This window comes from Sulfurisphaera tokodaii str. 7 (assembly GCF_000011205.1).
GTDB classification, from domain to species: Archaea; Thermoproteota; Thermoprotei_A; order Sulfolobales; family Sulfolobaceae; genus Sulfurisphaera; species Sulfurisphaera tokodaii.
The window spans coordinates 1444379-1463045 of the sequence record NC_003106.2 but is presented as its reverse complement, the minus strand read 5'-3'; the positions used below and the strand labels follow the sequence as shown (position 1 = coordinate 1463045).

At 32.5% G+C, this 18667-nt stretch carries 21 protein-coding genes and 1 pseudogene; 12 read left to right on the top strand and 10 right to left on the bottom strand.

The genetic code is table 11. From position 1 onward, the window contains the following. Window positions 1-5 precede the first annotated feature (5 nt). Complete coding sequence (locus STK_RS08165) at window positions 6-602, top strand: hypothetical protein (RefSeq protein WP_010979506.1); 597 nt, start codon at window positions 6-8, stop codon at window positions 600-602. On the opposite strand, the gene leuS is transcribed toward STK_RS08165, so the two are convergent. After that, window positions 570-3431: a leucine--tRNA ligase gene (gene leuS / locus STK_RS08160; protein ID WP_052846570.1), complete on the bottom strand. Its 2862-nt coding sequence runs from the start codon at window positions 3429-3431 to the stop codon at window positions 570-572. The two genes, STK_RS08165 and leuS, sit on opposite strands and share 33 nt — an antisense overlap. Before the next feature lie 48 nt (window positions 3432-3479). Between leuS and STK_RS08155 the strand changes: the two genes are divergently transcribed. Beyond that, the gene (locus tag STK_RS08155) at window positions 3480-4013 is read left to right on the top strand and encodes a cob(I)yrinic acid a,c-diamide adenosyltransferase (protein WP_010979504.1); all 534 of its coding nucleotides are present in this window, start codon (window positions 3480-3482) and stop codon (window positions 4011-4013) included. On the opposite strand, the gene STK_RS08150 is transcribed toward STK_RS08155, so the two are convergent. After that, window positions 3989-4957, bottom strand: a complete 969-nt coding sequence (locus STK_RS08150; protein ID WP_010979503.1) for a TIGR00269 family protein — start codon at window positions 4955-4957, stop codon at window positions 3989-3991. The genes STK_RS08155 and STK_RS08150 overlap by 25 nt on opposite strands. Further along, a complete protein-coding gene (locus STK_RS08145; protein ID WP_052846969.1) occupies window positions 4954-5235 on the bottom strand; it encodes a DUF211 domain-containing protein in 282 nt (93 codons plus the stop codon). The genes STK_RS08150 and STK_RS08145 overlap by 4 nt, the downstream gene beginning before the upstream one ends. Before the next feature lie 126 nt (window positions 5236-5361). Here STK_RS08145 and speD point away from each other — a divergent pair, with 126 nt between their 5' ends. The 3 genes and pseudogenes from speD (at window position 5362) to STK_RS08135 (ending at window position 6638) form a co-directional block, all read left to right on the top strand. Further along, a complete protein-coding gene (speD, locus tag STK_RS08140; protein WP_184650921.1) occupies window positions 5362-5730 on the top strand; it encodes an adenosylmethionine decarboxylase in 369 nt (122 codons plus the stop codon). Further along, window positions 5715-5819: pseudogene (locus STK_RS15890) on the top strand (FAD-dependent oxidoreductase); the annotation flags it as partial. The gene speD and the pseudogene STK_RS15890, both read left to right, overlap by 16 nt. Window positions 5820-5984: 165 nt before the next feature. After that, window positions 5985-6638 (top strand): NAD(P)/FAD-dependent oxidoreductase, encoded by a 654-nt coding sequence (locus STK_RS08135; RefSeq protein ID WP_232616455.1) that lies wholly within the window; start codon window positions 5985-5987, stop codon window positions 6636-6638. Here the strand turns inward: STK_RS08135 and STK_RS08130 are convergent. Beyond that, window positions 6608-6814 (bottom strand): PolB1-binding protein PBP2 family protein, encoded by a 207-nt coding sequence (locus tag STK_RS08130; protein WP_198429663.1) that lies wholly within the window; start codon window positions 6812-6814, stop codon window positions 6608-6610. The two genes, STK_RS08135 and STK_RS08130, sit on opposite strands and share 31 nt — an antisense overlap. Before the next feature lie 34 nt (window positions 6815-6848). On the opposite strand from STK_RS08130, the gene STK_RS08125 reads away from it, so the two are divergent. Continuing rightward, entirely contained in the window at window positions 6849-7685 is an 837-nt protein-coding gene (locus STK_RS08125; RefSeq protein ID WP_010979498.1) for a UbiA family prenyltransferase, read from the top strand. Here the strand turns inward: STK_RS08125 and STK_RS08120 are convergent. After that, window positions 7674-8624 (bottom strand): hypothetical protein, encoded by a 951-nt coding sequence (locus tag STK_RS08120; protein WP_010979497.1) that lies wholly within the window; start codon window positions 8622-8624, stop codon window positions 7674-7676. The genes STK_RS08125 and STK_RS08120 overlap by 12 nt on opposite strands. A gap of 33 nt (window positions 8625-8657) precedes the next feature. Here STK_RS08120 and STK_RS08115 point away from each other — a divergent pair, with 33 nt between their 5' ends. From STK_RS08115 to hjc, 6 genes are all read left to right on the top strand, one after another. After that, window positions 8658-9455: a GTPase gene (locus tag STK_RS08115; RefSeq protein ID WP_010979496.1), complete on the top strand. Its 798-nt coding sequence runs from the start codon at window positions 8658-8660 to the stop codon at window positions 9453-9455. Beyond that, window positions 9433-9921, top strand: coding sequence for a magnesium-dependent phosphatase-1 (locus tag STK_RS08110; protein ID WP_052846567.1), 489 nt, complete (start codon window positions 9433-9435; stop codon window positions 9919-9921). Before STK_RS08115 ends, STK_RS08110 begins: the two co-directional genes overlap by 23 nt. 188 nt (window positions 9922-10109) lie before the next feature. Continuing rightward, window positions 10110-11828: an acetolactate synthase large subunit gene (locus tag STK_RS08105; RefSeq protein ID WP_010979494.1), complete on the top strand. Its 1719-nt coding sequence runs from the start codon at window positions 10110-10112 to the stop codon at window positions 11826-11828. After that, complete coding sequence (locus STK_RS08100; protein ID WP_010979493.1) at window positions 11806-12201, top strand: ACT domain-containing protein; 396 nt, start codon at window positions 11806-11808, stop codon at window positions 12199-12201. The genes STK_RS08105 and STK_RS08100 overlap by 23 nt, the downstream gene beginning before the upstream one ends. Further along, window positions 12182-13180 carry a ketol-acid reductoisomerase gene (gene ilvC / locus STK_RS08095; protein ID WP_010979492.1) on the top strand — a complete coding sequence of 333 codons (999 nt, stop codon included), beginning with the start codon at window positions 12182-12184 and terminating at the stop codon, window positions 13178-13180. The genes STK_RS08100 and ilvC overlap by 20 nt, the downstream gene beginning before the upstream one ends. Before the next feature lie 8 nt (window positions 13181-13188). Next, the gene (gene hjc, locus STK_RS08090; protein ID WP_010979491.1) at window positions 13189-13632 is read left to right on the top strand and encodes a Holliday junction resolvase Hjc; all 444 of its coding nucleotides are present in this window, start codon (window positions 13189-13191) and stop codon (window positions 13630-13632) included. On the opposite strand, the gene STK_RS08085 is transcribed toward hjc, so the two are convergent. Genes STK_RS08085 through proS form a run of 5 tightly spaced genes read right to left on the bottom strand, consistent with a single transcriptional unit; the run spans window position 13627 to window position 18631 of the window. Continuing rightward, complete coding sequence (locus STK_RS08085; RefSeq protein ID WP_010979490.1) at window positions 13627-15159, bottom strand: PINc/VapC family ATPase; 1533 nt, start codon at window positions 15157-15159, stop codon at window positions 13627-13629. The genes hjc and STK_RS08085 overlap by 6 nt on opposite strands. Window positions 15160-15204: 45 nt before the next feature. Beyond that, window positions 15205-15807 carry a pyridoxal 5'-phosphate synthase glutaminase subunit PdxT gene (gene pdxT, locus STK_RS08080; RefSeq protein ID WP_010979489.1) on the bottom strand — a complete coding sequence of 201 codons (603 nt, stop codon included), beginning with the start codon at window positions 15805-15807 and terminating at the stop codon, window positions 15205-15207. Then, entirely contained in the window at window positions 15804-16814 is a 1011-nt protein-coding gene (gene pdxS / locus STK_RS08075; RefSeq protein ID WP_010979488.1) for a pyridoxal 5'-phosphate synthase lyase subunit PdxS, read from the bottom strand. The genes pdxT and pdxS overlap by 4 nt, the downstream gene beginning before the upstream one ends. A 44-nt stretch (window positions 16815-16858) precedes the next feature. After that, window positions 16859-17146, bottom strand: a complete 288-nt coding sequence (locus STK_RS08070) for a 30S ribosomal protein S26e (RefSeq protein ID WP_010979487.1) — start codon at window positions 17144-17146, stop codon at window positions 16859-16861. Between the two features lie 33 nt (window positions 17147-17179). Next, window positions 17180-18631, bottom strand: a complete 1452-nt coding sequence (gene proS / locus STK_RS08065) for a proline--tRNA ligase (RefSeq protein WP_010979486.1) — start codon at window positions 18629-18631, stop codon at window positions 17180-17182. Window positions 18632-18667: the final 36 nt, after the last annotated feature.

Genomic DNA, 18667 nt, shown 5'->3' with positions numbered 1-18667 from the left:
TATAAGTGTTCGAGGATCTTCTTCAGACAAAAAGATTAATAAAAAGTTATTATTACTACCCTAAATTAGTTCTAGTTATCAATATCGCAGAATACCTCTACAGCAAGGGACGTGATGTTTGTATTTTTAATTTTGATAAAATTAAATGGGAATATTATCCATATAATTTGAATTTTCATATGAAATGTAATGAAAGATCAGAAAATATAATTTTTGAAGCAGAAGATGAATCAGAAATCCCAAATAATTTTAGTTTAGTAACTTCTATTAAGAAACTAAATCTAGGCATTCCACAATCAGAAATTCAAAAACTTGATCAAAATCTTTTTAAGATAAATATTGATAATAAAATATATTTGTTTAGGATAATAGAAGGGAAAATAGTTGAGGAAAAAATCAAAGGATTAAGTGAAGAGATTATTAATATTCTTAGGGAATATAATGAACTTTCTTTAAAAGAAATAGTGGACATACTATATCATAAGACAAATAGTAGCAGAGATAATATAAGAAAAGAGATTTATTTTCTAAAAGATATTGGAGTTATTGAAATAAAAAATGGAAAAGTTTTACTCAACAATAATAGCTGGCTTAAGAGGTAAGGCTTCTTTATTATATTTACTTTTATCTAGTTTTGATACATCATATACTTCAACTGGTATACCTAGTTTGTAACTCATATATTTAGTTCCTAACTCAAGGATTTCTCTCTCATTAATATTATAACCTAAGATTAACTTTTTCATATTGTCATCTAATTCTACTGCTAGTTCGTAAATCTTTCTGATTATATTAGCTAGTTTTTTATCTGATGGTCTCTCTTTCTCCATTAACTGCTTTAATGTACCACCATTAGATAGTATTTGCACAGCTTCTCTCAATACCTTCATTAATTCTTGTTCTGCAACATATATTTTTACGATACTAGGCTTACCTTTATAGTAATAGTTTATAATCTTCTGGGAATCCTCAATTATTCTCTTATGATATTCATGGATTAAAATATAATATAAGTCCTCAGATGACTCTTCAGCTGTAGGCCATTTCTCTAATGAGATGAAAGTTGTATGACCTAATTCATGCCAAATTTCTTCAGCAAAGTGAGGAGCAAAAGGTGCTAATAGTTTTATCCATGTCTCTATTACTTCTCTTAATAATTTTCCATTTGGTTCTTTTCCATCGGCTTTACACATATCAATATATTCTCTTAAATAAGAATCAAATGAATATAATATATCATTAATAGTACTTCTAAAATCAATATTATCCATATTCTTAGTAGAACTGAGTACAATACTACTTACTTGAGCCTTTAACCAGTTATTAGCAAATTCACTACCTTCACCATCATACTTAGGTAACTCCTTTATAAATTCGTAATACCTCCTTAATATTTCTCCTACTGACTTTGCATAAGAGTCACTAAAGTTTACATCAGAACCCATATCGGCAGTAGATGTCAATGCTATTCTTACAACGTCTGGACTATAAATTCTCAGAGCTTTTCTTAATGGGATAATGTTCCTTAATGATTTACTCATTTTCTTTCCTTCATATAAAACAAAACCGTTGACTGCTATAGCTTTCGGCCATAATTCTTCTGGGAAAATTGCTGCATGATTAAATATGAAGAACGATAAATGATTAGGAATTAAATCCTTACCACTATGGCGTATATCTAATGGATACCAATATAGAAATTCATTCCTCATTTCCCTAATTATTTCTTTAGATATACCAGTTTCGCTGGAAATCTTATCAATATCTCCAATACCTAGCATTATATAATTCCAGAAATCATAAGTAAGTTGAGAGGGTTTTAATTGATATTGCCTTATTTTATGTGAAATTGTATAGTAGGCCATATAGATAGTGGAATCACTTAAACTTTCAATAATCCATTTTTTATCCCAAGGTAATGGCGTACCTAATCCTCTTGTTCTAGCACATGCCCTTTTTTGTAACCAATCTGTGACAAACTCAAAATCTTTCCTTATCTCTGGCGGAATAAATTTCATATTAGAAATTAATTTTTTAGCTAAAGCCTTCCATTGTGGGTTACCATAGTCTAAGAACCATTGATCCTTTAGTATTTTAACTACAACCTCGTTACCACACCTACAATAAACCGGTCTATTCATAATTTCATAAATTTTCCTACCTAAGCCTTTCTCTATTAAGAACTCAGTTACTTTTTGCCTTGCCTCTGGAACTGATAAGCCAATAAACGACTTAAAGTAGTTAACAAATTCTGGTTTTACTAGCGAGCTCACATCTTTCATCTTACCCTTATTATATTCTATTCTATAAACTTGTTCAGTTAATTTTTGAAGATCATCTTTGTTTTTTGGATTAGTCTTCTCTACAAGATCTTTAGCTAAAGTGTCACCTTGACCTTCAACTTGAATAACAGAAACTATTTGCATATCTTGTTGCTTATTTTTCTTCAAATAGTAATAATCGAAAGGAGCATGGGCTGGAACACTCATCACTATGCCTGTAGCAACATTAGGATCAACAAAATCAGCTGCCATTATAGGAATTTCTTTTCCAGTTATTGGATTAACAGCCTTATATTTAGTTAATTCAGAACCTTTTATACTTCCTAAATTCTTTATATTATCAAATTGGAAAGTTAATTTGAATGCGGCCCTTTCACTAACAATCATCTTTTTGCCATCTAATTCTATGATAGAATATGTGACATCCGGATTTACCCATATTCCTATAGCACCAAACACGGTCTCTGGTCTTAATGTAGCAGCAGGTAAAATTCCTAGATCACTATTAAAGTAAATTAATACAAACTCGCCAATTTCAGGTTCCATATCTCCTTTAGTATCATGCATTCCTACTGGAATGTGGTGAACTGGACACCATCCAACTGGATGTGTGTCTCTAACTATATATCCTTTCTCTTGTAGCTTATTAAACTGCCATACTATGAATGATGAGAACTCTGGGTCTATAGTCGTAAATTCTCTTCTCCAATCAATGCTTAAACCTATTTCTTTCATAGCCTTCTTTATTTCATCTCTGAAATAGTTAGCCATAAAGAGAGGATCAGCTAATTTTGAAATTACATTATCTGGAATCTCATATATATTTTTGAAAATGTCTATCAACTCTTTATCTCCTTTAGCTACATCATCAGCCATAGCAATTATCGGCGTTCCAGTATAATGAAATCCCATGGGGAAAAGTACGTTATAACCCTTCATTCTCATATATCTTGCGTAAATATCACAAGTCACATAAGTTCTTCCATGACCTAGGTGAAATGGAGAATTAGGATATGGGAAGGCAACTGTCGTAAAGAATTTATTCCTTGTTCTATCTGGGTTTGCTTCAAAGATTTTGGCTTTTTCCCATTCTTTCTGCCATTTTTCAGCTATTGATGTTAGAAAATCAACGAACTCCTTTGCTGAAATCCTAGATCACCAAAACACCTTTATAACCTCGAATATTTAAATTATGTTGTGTTTACAAAATCTGGTGATGATGGAAATACTAACGTAATAAATAAAAGAGTAGGAAAAGATTCTCCTTTAGTTAATTTTCTAGGGGATCTTGATGAATTAAACTCTTTTATAGGTTTTGCTATATCAAAAATACCTTGGGAAGATATGAAAAAAGATTTAGAAAGAGTACAAGTTGAACTTTTTGAAATAGGCGAAGATCTCTCTACTCAAAGTAGTAAAAAGAAAATTGATGAAAAATACGTAAAATGGTTGGAAGAAAGAACTGTAGAATATAGAAAAGAAAGCGGACCAGTAAAACTATTTGTTATTCCAGGTGGTTCGGAAGAAGCCTCAGTATTACATGTAACTAGATCAGTAGCAAGAAGAGTTGAAAGAAATGCAGTTAAATATACCAAAGAACTACCAGAAATTAATCGGATGATTATAGTCTATTTAAATAGATTATCATCACTTTTATTTGCAATGGCATTAGTTGCAAACAAAAGGAGAAATGTAAGTGAAAAAATCTATGATATAGGTAAGTTCTGGTGAAGAAGTCCAGACTTAATTAAAAGTTCACAATTTTTGCAAATTTCTCTTCCATAACTAGTAGGCTCTCCACATATCTTACATCTTGGTAATTCTCTTAGTTCAGAAGTGGTTGAGTATTCTTTTCTAACATTTTCCGAAATTTTATCAAATTCCTCAATAATATTTAATAGTGAACCAGGCTTAGTCTCTTCTAAAATGTAAAGTAATTCTCTAACTTTTGCTCTTAAGGTAGGTCTTGTAGTTATATAAGGACATTCAACTTCTTGAAAGTTATATCCTTTATAGTAAGCATACATAGTAGTTTCCCATTCATATATTTTCCTTAAAGGTTTTACCCTAAGTACAAACTTTGAACTTAATTTAAGCGGTTTGTCACCAAATCTTATAAGCCTAATTAAATCCCCTCTAATCAAATTAATTACTATAGCTTGCACTTCATCATCAAGATTGTGCCCAGTAGCTACATAGTCTGCGTTAACCATTCTACCAGCATTATTTATTAATTTTCTTCTAAAACCACCACAAAAAGTACAAGCGGAAACATTCAGGCCCTTTTCCATAGAAGATTTAACCATCTCGTCCAAAGTATATCCTACACTGTCCTTGAAACTATCTTCTATTAATTCGATTCCTAAATCAGTAAGAAATTTCTTAAGCTGTTCTACTTGTTCCTTTCTATTATAACCATGTATTCCCTCAACTATGTTATAAGCTATCAATTTATTATGATCAATAAAAGATGCTAAAGTATCGGCTAGTACAAAACTATCTTTCCCACCAGATACAGCAAGCAAAATTTTCTTGGCTTTTTGCAACCCTATAATTTCTGCCTCTTTTTCTACTCTTTTTCTTATATCTTCTATGAAACATTGCCTACATAATCTTCTTCCGGTATGAGGTTGATAAATTTCCGCTTCCCTAATTCTACAAACATCACATATCATGCTTCTTTTCTCCCCTCTACTATTTTATTTCCACTTGCTACCTCATCAATGCTATGAATAGCACATCCTTCTTCTTCTAATAATTTCTTTATTTCTTCAAAGTTTAAATTACTACCCTCTATAACTATCATTAATCCCATAGTCTCTACGTCCATATCAGTAACACTAATATTTACACCATCAACTCCTTCTATACTTGAAATTTTTTCGGCTAGATCAACTATTGATGTACCTCTTATAGGTTTTAAAACATCTAAAACAAGACGTCTTATAGGCAACGTAATCACTGTTTACAATACTATTTTCAAAACATCAATAAAAAATTACTTGAGATAGAAAGGGGTGCAAGGATATTAAAATTTAAAAATGAAGATAGCGGGCTTATAGTGTGGGGGGTTTGGGGTATGATGGGGGTCGTCAGCACACCAAAAGTTGTCGGAAGACAAGTATATGGAAGCTTATATGAGTGCGACAACGAAGTTCTGAAAGACGTAAAAAGATTAGAAGAAATTGTAAAAGAAGCTGCAAAAGTAGGCAATATGACATTACTTGATATTAAATCGTGGAAAATAGGAGAAGGAGTAAGTGTAGTTGCAATTGTTTTAGAGAGTCATATTACTATACACACTTGGCCAGAGTATAACTTTGCAACAGTTGACGTATACTCTTGTGGTGCTCACACAGATCCTTATAAAGCATTTATGTACATAGTTAATGAATTAAAAGCTAAAAGATATACAATAAATGAGGCTGATAGATCATCAGAATTTTAATAGTAGGAGGAGGCATAGCAGGTTTACTAACTGCATGGAAATTAAAAGATGAAAGTGTAATAGTATTTGATAGAAAAAGAGAACTAGGAAAAAAATGTACTGGAATTATAAGTTATAATACTTTTTCAAAGTTAGGAATATCTAGTGAATTTATCGATTCTTACTTTAAGAAAATTATTTTTCATTACTCAAATATATCATTTGAAGTTAGAACAAACATAGTAAGATTAAATAGACTAAAACTTGAAAAATATTTGGAAGAAAATCTTAAAGTCAAAAAATCTACCGATGTAAAAATAGAAAATAGTAATAAACTTCTTGCAAATAACGAGAAATATGAAGGAAAAATCATTGATGCTTCTGGCTGGAAAGGAAAAGCTAAATGGATTAAAGCTATCGAATATCTAACAGAACCAATTGAAAGTGACAGTATAGAAGTATTCTTTGATCCTAGGAATCCAGCAGGTTTCGGATGGATAGTCCCACTTAGTTATGGGACATTAGTAGGTTCATTATCTTATTATGATCCCAAACTATTTATCCCTAAAGTAAACAAGAGAATTATAGACATACATGGAGGCTCGATACCAAGAGCTAAACCAGTATATAAGTACGGTATAGGTGATACGTTAGGTTTAATTAAAATATTTACTGGAGGTGGGATTTTTTCTATCGGAGAAATGTTAGAAACAATACCTAAACTAGTTTATGAAAATGATAATTCTTTACACTTAAGTAAATTTAACAAATTGAAAAACGAAATAAATAAACAGTTTAGATTGACAACAATTCTGGAAAAAACTTGGAGAGTAGTTTTGCCATTAGCTTTCAGAGTCTTGAAGGATAAAACATTAAGTGTAAACGAAGAATTCGATTTTCATTCACTTCTTTTCCGTACTAGATTATAACATCCTTCGCCTTTTTCGATTACACCCATTTCCATTAGTTTACTTATTACTTCCTCAGGATTATTAATTCCTATAGCTTTTAACTCCCTCAAAGCAATGATTTCCCCCACCGAAATAACATTCTTAAAGTACTTTTCAGCTTTTTCAATTTCTTCTTGTGATACCACTAAAATCACCTTTTTAATTTCCTAGTAAATCAATATATGAAAAATGTCAGTAAAAGCTTATTTTGAACTTGTAAGAATACATAACGTTATAGGCTCTGCTATTTCCGTATTTATGGGCTATGTTGTTGCTTCTGAATGGAAAATAGTACCAATAAAACTTATCCTTGCAATGATTGTTGTTTCTGTTATCGCTGCTGGAGGCTACATAATTAATGATGTTTTTGATATCGAGATTGATAAAATAAATAAACCAAATAGACCCTTACCATCGGGTAGGATAAAAATCTCAAGAGCTAGATCATTATCAATAGTTTTGTTTTTAGTTGGTATAGTATTATCAGTTTTACTAAACATTTATGCATTTATAATAGCTTTACTAACTGTTTTAGCTTTATATTACTATGCTAAAGACTTAAAGAAACAAGGATTAGTAGGTAATTTAATAGTAGCCTTAACATCGGCTCTTTCAGCATTTTACGGAGGTCTGGCATTTTTTGAAGGATCATGGGTTATTAGGACATTAATACCCACATTATACATATTTTTCTTCACTTTAACTAGAGAATTCGTAAAGGGAATAGAAGATGTAAAGGGTGATATGACTAATGGTGTCAAGACGCTTGCAGTAAGAGTAGGTATTGAGAAGACTTGGTTTATATCTAAAATTATACTGGTAATACTCATAGTAACATCTTTTATTCCTTATTTCTTTGGGTTCAACATAATTTACTTAATTGGAATATTATTCTTGGACATTATACTTATCCTAGTAGTATTACTAAGACATGATATAGAAAGTGCTTCAAAAGCTAGAGCTTATATGAAAGTTTATGCTTTAGGAACATTAATTTTATTTGCATTAGGAACATTACCTATTTAACACATTTATATCAAAAATCTTTCTATATCCTGCTTTTATTCCTACAACTCTAAGATTTAAATTTCCCTTAGAATTATTCAGAGGAATTTTATATTCAATAATTTGTCCCTTGTTTATATTATTGAAACTTTTGAAGTTAATGGATATGCTATTAAGGAATAAATTTGCTAACACTTTATCTAAATCAATTTCACTATTGTTTACTAATTTTATTTCAATATATCCATCCCTAACAATTGCTTCAGCTTTAATATCAATTGTGGGTACTTTATATTTTAACGAATAGAAAGAATATACTCTTCCATAGTTTTTAAAATTCTCTGGAGCTGAAAATATTATACTCACATTACCCTCCTTTTCTATCTTTATATCGGCTACTTCATTATCACCTGTAACTTCACTAGTTCCTATGTTTACTTTAGTATCTTTACTAGGATTCTTCGCAATAATATAACATTCACCATAACAAGTAAACTCTACACTCTCTTTAGGTTTCAATAGTAAAGATCCCGCATATAGTTGATATCTTGTTTCGAATTCTCTTACTGGATAAAATATTATATGACCAACACTATCCACGGTTATACTATCTAGGCCTTTATATACTATTGAAAAAACATTTTTACCCTGCTTTACTATTGGAGTTATATCATATATTATAGACGATATAATGGTATTGCCAGAATCAACTTCTATGTTGGGTCTAAACTCTTTCGTTAATGAAAATTCGTTTAACCATAATCTCCATTTTGGTTCCAAGAACTTTTTTCTTTCTATATTTAGTATTACATAGACTTTTTCAGCCTTTCTTTCTATGTCAAATGTATATTCCATTTCTCTTTCTCTTGATGTTAATTTAACCCCTTCAACTAGGGCATCATACTCTATGAAACCATTGAAAACGCCCTCGTCAAAAACCGCTATACTTCCAATTGGCATATATATAACTCAGTTGCTAAAAAAATAAAGTGAATGATTAGGGAAGTACTTAGATTTATTAATAAATCAGACTTAGTAATAGAGGTAATAGATGCTAGAGAGCCAGATTTGACTAGGTCAAAAAAATTAGAGGAATATGCACTTAATAGGGAAAGGAAGATCTTAATAGTTCTTAATAAAGCAGATTTAATTCCTAGAGAAATTTTAGAAGGATGGAAAAAGATATTTGAGAATGAAGGAAAAAATGCGATATATATTTCAGCGACCATGCATTTAGGTACTAAAATTCTACGTGATAAAATAAAAGAGTTATTAAGAGGAAAAGAGGGAACAGTAATATTTGTAGGATATCCCAAAACGGGGAAATCTTCTATTATTAATGCATTAAAGGGAAAGCATTCTGCTTCAACTTCAAAAATACCAATGGCATATGGTTATACGAAAACCATCCAAAAGTTCAAAATAGACTCAAAAATATATGCATGGGATTCACCAGGTATCATACCCCCAGACGGAAATGAATTAGAGAAAGTCATTAGAGGAATAAGTGTAGAAAAACTTGAAGATCCAGTTAAGGCAGGGGAAATGCTCTTACTAAGAATTATAAAATATAATCCAAATGCTATTAAGGAGACATATAATATAACTTTTAATTCTCCCTATGAGTTTTTTGAAAAATTAGCGTTAAAAAGAGGATGGTTATATAAATCCACTAAAGAGCCTAACATAGAAGAAGCAGCAAAAGCGTTTATAAGAGATTATCACAAGGGCAAAATTATTTATTATGTCCCTCCTTTATCTATGAATGATGATAAAGATAGTAGTGTTTGATGCCGACAAAACTCTATGGGATCATTATAATATTTCTATCTTTAAAAAACCTTATAAACTAATTAACGAGAATTCAATCGAGGATTCAGAGGGTAATAGACTTACATTATTTCCAGAAGTTAGAGACACATTAAAGAGTTTAAAAGACATGGGATTGTTTATTGGGTTAGCGACTTGGAATTTACCAGAAAAAACATATGAAATCCTTGATCTTCTTAAAATAAGAGAATATTTTGATATTATTACATCTAAAGATTACCCATTTAAGTTTATTTTTATTGCGGAAATTATAGATAAAATGAGAGAAAAGGGGATATATTTAAAACCAGATGAGATAATGTTTATCGATGATAGAAGAGTACATTTTGGTAATACATGGTTATATTTGGGCAATATAAAATGTTTAGAAATGTGGTCAGATATAATTCATCACAAGCAGATACTTGAAAAAATAAAAAGTTTTTAATTCTCCATTAATTTTTGTGAAAAGAAAAATAGTAATGCTTAAAAAGTTTAACTTCTTATGTAGAGTCTGTGAAAAAGATGATAGGTGACTGTACCCTCCAAGTCTAATTCTTTTCCTCAAGTCAAAGATAACTTTGAACAAGCACAAATTAACTATAAAAGAAATAATTCTAAAGAGGTGTTACTATAATGCCAACAGGGGCTAGAATAACAATAGATGCTCTAAAAAGAGAAGGAGTAAAAGTAATATTCGGAATACCTGGCCTATCCAATATGCAACTTTATGACGCATTTATTGAAGACTTACAAAATGGAGAACTAAGACACGTATTAATGAGACATGAACAAGCTGCCGCTCATGCAGCTGATGGGTATGCAAGAGCTTCAGGAATACCGGGAGTATGTACAGCAACATCCGGTCCTGGTGCAACAAACTTAGTTACTGGCCTAATAACAGCATACTGGGATTCCTCGCCAGTTATAGCAATAACTGGACAAGTACCTAGAAATTCCATTGGAAAAATGGCATTCCAGGAAGCCGATGCCATGGGTATATTTGAACATATTACAAAATACGTTGTAGAAGTAAAGAAATTAGAAGAAATTCCAATTTGGATAAAGAATGCATTCTATATAGCAACAACAGGTAGACCAGGACCTGTAGTTGTTGACATACCTAGAGATATTTTCTATGAAAAAGTTGAGGAAGTAAAATGGCCAGAAAAACCCATGGTAAAAGGTTACAAAGAGTTTCCTACAATAATTGATAGACAGAAGTTAAAGAAAGCTGCAGAAATACTGGTAAATGCTGAGAGACCTATAATTTTAGTAGGAACTGGTGTTGTATGGTCTAACGCAACACAAGAGGTTCTTGAACTTGCCGAGTATTTGCATATTCCAATAGTATCAACATTCCCTGGTAAGTCCGCTATACCACATGACCACCCACTATATTTCGGTGCCATGGGATACTATGGAAGAGCAGAAGCTTCAATGGCTGCCTTAGAATCAGATGCTATGTTAGTTATTGGAGCTAGGTTTAGTGATAGAACCTTTACTTCATACGATGAAATGATTGAGACAAGAAAGAAATTCATAATGATTAACATAGATCCCTCAGATGGAGAAAGAGCAATAAAAGTTGATGTAAATCTTGTAGGTAATGCAAAAATTCTACTTAGGGAATTGATGAAAGCAATATACGAAGTAGGTAAAAAGAATGATCATAGCGCCTGGATAAAAAGAGTAAAAGAATATAAGGAATATTACTCACAATTCTATTATTATGACGAACCAAATAAACTAAAACCATGGAAGATATTAAAGACAATAAGGAATACGATACCTAGAGATGCTATAGTAACTACTGGTGTGGGACAACATCAAATGTGGGCAGAAGTATTCTGGGAAGTATTAGAACCTAGAACGTTTTTATCTTCGACTGGTATGGGAACAATGGGATTTGGTTTACCAGCTGCAATGGGAGCTAAATTAGCTAAACCAGATAAGGTTGTAGTGGATCTGGATGGTGATGGGTCTTTCTTAATGACTGGAAATAATCTCGCTACTGCTGTGGATGAGCATATTCCAATTATATCAGTAGTGTTTGATAATAGGACATTAGGTCTAGTAAGGCAAGTTCAAGATTTGTTCTTTGGAAACAGAATTGTAGGAGTAGACTACGGACCCTCGCCAGATTTCGTAAAATTAGCAGAGGCATTTGGAGCTCTAGGATTTAACGCTACTTCTTATGAAGAAATAGAAAAATCACTTAAAACAGCTATGAAAGAAAATATTCCTGCAGTAATAAGAATTCCGGTCGATAAAGAAGAATTAGCATTACCCACATTACCTCCTGGAGGAAGATTAAAGCAGGTGATTGTACGTGACCCAAGAAAAAGTAGTTAGAGTAGTTGGATATTATAGAGATCCAGGGTTCTTTGAAAGAGTTGCTGGAGCTTTTAGAAAACTATTAATGGATATAAATTGGATGCAAGCTAGGAGGATTTCTGATGATGGTTTATACGAGATTTATATGGGTATTCCTTACAGTAATAATTTCGATATAGCGATTCAAAATTTAAGCAAAACAGTAGATGTAGAGAAAGTAGAAATTCTAGAAGATGCAAAAGTAGTAACATACATTATTAGAAACAATGGTACAATAATTGAAGGAGAGCCCTCACAGGCTAGAGAATATGATATAGTTGTTTTTAAACCAGTTTTTACAAAAGTAACAACAATCAGTTGGGGGGTTGTAAGTGGCAAAAGTATATATTGATAAAGATGCAAGTTTAGATCCTATAAAGGATAAAACAATAGCTGTACTAGGATATGGAAGTCAAGGAAGAGCTTGGGCGCTTAACCTTAGAGATTCTGGATTAAAGGTACTTGTGGGATTAGAAAGAGAAGGAAATTCATGGAAAGTAGCAGAAAGTGATGGGTTCAACCCAATGCATACAGAAGATGCAGTAAAGAAGTCGGATATAGTAATTTTCTTAGTACCAGATATGGTCCAAAGATATGTGTATAGAGAAAGAGTAGCACCTTATTTAAGGGATGGAATGGATCTTGTATTCGCACATGGATTTAATATCCATTATAAGTTAATAGAACCGCCCAAGACAGTTGATGTTTATATGATAGCACCTAAAGGACCTGGACCAATAGTAAGAGAATATTTTGCAAAGGGAGGAGGAGTACCAGCTCTAGTAGCAGTACACCAAAACTACTCTGGGAAAGCTTTTGAAAAAGCATTGGCTATTGCGAAAGCATTAGGAGCTACGAGGGCTGGAGTTATAGAGACGACATTTAAAGAAGAAACTGAAACTGACCTATTTGGCGAACAAGTTGATTTGGTAGGAGGAATTACACAATTAATGAGGACAGCTTTTCAAGTTTTAGTTGAAGCCGGCTATCAACCGGAAATAGCTTACTATGAGACTATAAACGAAATGAAAATGATAGTAGATTTAATATATGAAAAAGGATTTACAGGAATGTTAAAAGCTGTATCAGAAACAGCTAAATATGGCGGTTTTACTGCAGGAAAATATGTTATAAATGAGGATGTAAAGAAGAGAATGAAAGAAGTATTAGATAGAATAAGGAGCGGAAAATTCGCTGAAGAATGGATTGAAGAATACAATAAAGGAGCACCCACACTTGTTAATGGTATGAAAGAGGTTGAAAACAGCTTGGAAGAACAAGTAGGTAGGCAAATTAGAGAGATTTCGCTCAGAGGAAAGCCTAAATCTTAATTTTTTATATGTATATTGTGAATTCCAATAAATCACGGGGTTCTTCGGTAGAACGTTATATTGTTTCTAGGCTAAGAGATAAAGGATTTGCTGTTATAAGAGCTCCAGCTAGTGGTTCTAAGAGAAAAGATCACGTACCAGATATTATCGCATTAAAATCTGGAGTTATAATATTAATTGAAGTAAAAAGTAGAAAAAATGGACAGAAAATATATATAGAGAAAGAACAAGCTGAAGGCATTAGAGAGTTTGCCAAAAGAAGTGGGGGCGAACTATTTTTAGGCGTTAAATTACCTAAGATGCTAAGGTTTATAAAATTTGATATGTTAAGGCAAACTGAGGGAGGAAATTATGCAATAGATTTAGAAACAGTAGAAAAAGGAATGGAATTAGAAGATCTAGTCCGTTATGTTGAGAGTAAAATAAGTAGAACCTTAGATTCTTTCTTATGAAGTATCAAACTTAACTCTTATTCTAATTCCGTGCTTCTTCTCATACCTCTTTAACTTGCTAACTAGCTTTTTATTAAATTTGCCTATTTCTTCTTTAGGAATTGTTATAACATATTCTCCGTTTTCATAAGTTACCGAAGCATTTGGAATCACATTAAGTATGACTCTCTCTAGTTTATTCTGCATTGCATTCTGTTTGTTTCCAGCTATTTTACCAACTGGTACTAACATTGTTTGTTCTCCAAATACATAAATCTCATATTCAACTTTATCCTCTATTAAATCCTTAACTTCAACTACTGGTCTGGCTAAATCAGCCTCTCTCAATCCAGTAGGAACTTTTACTGTCATATCCAAACTGTAAACTTTAGCCACATTTCCTGCATGAATAAATATTACTGTATCCAAGATATTAGGAATAGTTCCTATATCAACCCTATTTATAAATCTATGAATAGCATCTATAGGTGATGTTGCGTGGACTACTCCTATCATTCCTATTCCAGCTAATCGTAAATCAATATATAACTTAAAATCCTCGTCATTCCTCATTTCATCATATACAGTATAGTCAGGTCTACTGAGTAATAATATGTCATGAAGTTCTCCAACTTCAGCGTAATTCTTTGAGTATTGGGTTATTTCTGGTGGTAAATGCATATCTCTAGGTGATTCAATAGTCTTAACTACTTTTCCCATTCTATTATAAAACTCTGCTAAAGCTTGGGCAAATGTTGTCTTCCCCATACCTGGAGAACCAGCAATTAAAATTCCTTCTGCATGTTCTTTTAATCTATTCATTAATTTCTCATGTAAGTTATAATCTTCAAGCTTCTTCCTTGTCACTGGTCTAGTTATTGTAACTTCCCAGCCATCACTTAACGGTGGGTGAGTGATTATAACCCTATAGTTACCTAACTGAACTATTGTTGAACCTTTTCTTTCAATTTCTATGAAAGAATCCTTAACGTACTTGACCGAGGCTAATATTTCACTTACTAATTTCTTTATTTGATAGCCAGACGTGATCTCTGAAGATAATTCTACAAACTGCCAATAACCCGGTTTCCCTCTTTTTGCCTTTGGTGTGGTTCCTTCCTTTAGATGAACACTCATAGTATTTTCGTCAAAGTAACTCTCTATTTCTAAAGCATTCTCTAATGGACTTAAGTAAAATACATCTATACCTAAATTCTCTGCAATTTGTTTCTGTATCTCATCAGCTGTAACTATAGTACATCCTCTTTTAAGGCAATATTCCCTTAATTCATCATTTGTATCTTGTCTACTAATTAAATCACCAACTATTTCAAAGCTAACTAAAAGTGATTCGGAGACATCTCTCAACCTTTTAATCTCATCAAGAGCTATTTCAGCAGTAACAAGACCTTCTCGAGCATCTTTCTCTATCTCGCTTAATAATCTTTTATGAATTAAGATATTACCGTATATAATTTTACGCTCTAAATATTTAGATACGCCATGTATTAAGGCTGACTTATCTATTAAAAGATCTTTCGGAGGCAATAGTTTGAACCCTTAAAAATTAATCTAATTTAAAAACTAATAAACCTATTTCTTTGCCATTTTAATGAGAAACTCGTGAATTACAGTAGTTGAAGATAACTCTGGATGAAATGTTGTAGCAACCATATTTCTCTCCATAGCCATAATTATTACATCATTAAGTTTTGATAATGGCTTTGCATCTCCCCATGTTTTGACTATAGCAGGAGCTCTTATAAACACAACTCTAGTCTTTCCTCCCCCTATTTCTGATAAATCAACAGTTGCTTCAAAACTTTCTCTTTGTCTACCATAATAGTTTCTAATCACAGAAATATCCATTGAACCAATTAACGGCTGAGATTTTTTACCGACTTTGGCGTCTGTAACATCTTTTGCTAAAATTATTGCTCCAGCACAAGTACCTAAAGTTGGTATCCCAGAATTTATTTTCTCTTTTAATTCATCTAAAATACCAAGTTTTTGAGCAACAACGCCAATGGTTGTACTCTCTCCGCCAGGTATTATTATAGCATCAACATCTTTCAAATCATTAGGTTTTTTCACAGCAACTATATCTCCTTGAATTTTCAAATTGTCCAAAGCTCTTTTAGTCTGTAACGCATGTTCTTCAAAGCTACCTTGATATGCAACAATTCCAATTTTCATTGACCTCTCACCTGAAGTAATTCCTCTGGCTTCAATGCTTTAATATCAATTCCCATCATGCTTTTACTCTCGCTTATCATCTTTTGAGCTTCAAGAACTATTTCTGGGTCTTCCCAGTTAGCGGTAGCTAATACTATAGCCTTCGCTCTAACATCAGGGTCTTGGCTCTTAAAGATACCAGAACCTACAAATATGCCATCGGCACCTAACCACATCATTAATGCGGCATCTGCTGGTGTTGCAATACCTCCAGCAGCGAAATTAACTACTGGTAATCTTCCTAACTTTACTGTTAACTCAACTATTTGATATGGAACTTGATATTCTCTTGCTTTTTTCATTCTATCTTCTTCTGACATGGAAATCAACGACCTTATTTCACCATTTATTATCTTCATGTGTTTAACAGCTTCACTTACATTACCAGTACCAGCCTCACCTTTAGTTCTAATCATTGATGCACCTTCTGTTATCCTTCTTAAAGCTTCTCCTAAGTTCCTTGCACCATTTACAAAAGGTACTTTAAATTCCCATTTATTAATATGGTGTTCCTCATCAGCTGGAGTTAGTACTTCACTCTCATCTATCATATCAACACCTAAGGCTTCCAGTATTTTAGCTTCATAATAGTGTCCTATTCTCACCTTAGCCATAACAGGGATTGTAATAGAATTCATGACTTCTTCAATTATCTTAGGGTCAGCCATCCTTGCTACACCACCACTTTTTCTTACGTCATAAGGTAGTTTATCTAAAACCATTACAGCAGTAGCTCCAGCATCTTCAGCGATTTCCGCCTGGGTAACATTAGTTACGTCCATAACAACTCCTCCCTTCTGAAATATTGGAAAGGCATGTTTTACCATAGTAGAACCCTGGACTAATTCTGCGTCTAACTTTTGTGGTAAAAAGGAAAGTAAACCTTGATCTTTGATTATATCTCTCACTTCTGCTAGCTTATAAAAGAATTGCTCGACCTCATAAAAACTTAGTTCATATAATCTCATTTGACGTCAAATTAAAATATACATGAAATGCATAAAAAAGTTTATTAGTAGAGTTTTGCTTTTTGTTTTCTTTCTTCTTCTGGTCTAATCTTAATTATTCCCAAGAATACAGCACAATTTACACAATAACATTTAGTAACTGGATATCTCATTATTATGGCTCCTTTCTTTTCTAGTTCAGAAGCTAAAGCTGGATCTACTGGACTATACATCTTTGTAACACATATAGCTTTATCTTCTGGTACTCTGGCACCACATTGATCACAATAAATATAACCTACGTGACCTTTGTCTCCCTTTCTCCTTCCTCTATTTTCTCTTTTCTTTGGCAAATTAGCACCCTATTTAATTCCTAGTTTATATTATTAATAAGTTTTTGCCAACCTAAGTAATGATTTTGCTGGTTTTTTACACATTACACATTTTGCATTACTAACATCTTTATCCTCATCAAGAGGAATACCCAAAACTCTAGCATTAGTTACATCCTGAAGTTGCAAGCCGCAATTATTATCACCACACCATGGTACTTCAACAACGCCAGCTCTTTCTTCTAAAATCTTTTTAGCTTCATTAAGGTCTTCAGTATATATTATCCTCTCTTTTAAGAACTTTAACGCCTTCTCATGTAAATCATTCTTTATTTTCTCTAATAGAGTATTTACCTCCTCTACTGCCTTATCTTTAGGCACTGATTTACCTTCAAAAGTATCCCTTCTTTTAATATAAACAGTATTATTATTTAGTTCCTTAGGGCCTATTTCAATTCTTAAAGGAACTCCTTTTAATTCCCATATATAGAACTTCTCACCAGGTGTTTTCTCTTTATCATCATCTATTACCACAGTAATGCCTCTATTCTTTAGATTCTCTCCAACTTCTTTAGCATAGTTAATAATTTTAGCAGTTGTTTCTTCATCCTTAGCTGGTATAGGAACTATAACTACCTTTATTGGTGCTATTACAGGGTTTAGTACTGGACCATGATCATCACCATTTATAGCTATAAGTACTGCTATTACTCTATCTGAAATCCCATAACTAGTTTGATGAGGATAATCTAAACTTCCATCTTTTCTTTGGATTTTGAAATCAAAAGCCTTCGTAAAGTGCTGACCTAAATGATGCACAGTACCTATTTGTAAAACTCTCGAATCTGGTAATATAGTATCAAAAGCTATAGTGTACTCAGCTCCAGCAAATTTATCCCATTCTGGTCTTTTAGAAATCATATATGGAATTCCAAGCTCATCAAAGAACGCTTTATATATATTTATAGCTTCGTCTACTTGCCTAGCCGCATCTTCATATGTTTCGTGAAGTGTATGAGCTTCCTTGAAAGTTGTTATTTCCCTTAATCTCATCATAGGCCTTGTAGCTTTAGTCTCGTATCTAAATACACTAACAATTTGGTAATATTTTTTAGGTAATTGTTTGTAACTTTTAACCCAAAAAGATTCCATAAACGTTATAGAAGTTTCACTGGTAGGTCTTAATGCTAATTTTACATCTAGATCTTGAGAACCACCCTTAGTTACCCAATAGACTTCTTCCTCAAATCCCCTTATGTGTTCACTTTCTTTTTTCAATAGATCTTCTGGAATAAGTAATGGAAATAAAACTTCTTCATGTCCTGTTTCATCTAATAATTTTCTGATAAGTTGAAGCACATTTTGCCTTATCTTGAAACCATATGGCATCCATACCCCCATACCTTTTACGGGATATCGGCCATAATCGTAAATCTCAGCCTCTCTTAATACCCAATCTAACCATTCACTAAAATTTTTCTCCCACTTTTCCTTGGAAACTTTCATTTAGGAAAAGGAAAATAAGAAGAAGATAAAAAACAT